The organism is Peribacillus aracenensis, assembly GCF_025175645.1.
Taxonomy (GTDB): domain Bacteria; phylum Bacillota; class Bacilli; order Bacillales; family DSM-1321; genus Peribacillus; species Peribacillus aracenensis.
Map to the genome: position 1 here is coordinate 1 of NZ_JANZMJ010000110.1, position 482 is coordinate 482.

Below are 482 nucleotides of genomic sequence, written 5' to 3' on the forward strand. Positions count from 1 at the left end.
CCCGCTTTCTCCATTTTTTCCATGATTTTCGGAAGAACCGCTTCTGAACTTGCAGTAGAGAAAGCAAGAATCAATTCTTCTTTTAGAAGTTTAATCAACGTAAAGATATTGAATCCGACAAATTTCGCAATAATACCAAGAACGACTATTACAAAGAAAATCATTGTTCCGTAAACAGAAAGCGCTAACTTTCCTAACGGAATTAAAGATTCCAAACCGAATTTGGAAATCGTCACACCGATTAGTGCAAATACACCGATAGGAGCGAATTTCATGACCATGTTAGTTAGGTAGAACATTCCTTCAGCTACACCTTGGAAGAAACGGAATACTGGTTTACCCTTTTCACCGATGGCCGCAATACTAAGTCCAAACAACACGGAGAAGAAAATGATCGCTAGCATATCGCCTTCTACCATGGCTTTAACTGGATTGGATGGCACAATGTGAACGATTGTATCCACGAACGATTCATGCTGCTT

Annotated in this window: 1 protein-coding gene; it reads right to left on the reverse strand. The window is 39.6% G+C overall.

Annotated features, from left to right (window positions below):
• Window positions 1–482 (reverse strand): dicarboxylate/amino acid:cation symporter (locus N0M92_RS29240; RefSeq protein ID WP_260289039.1); only part of this gene is annotated, 482 nt, incomplete at both ends.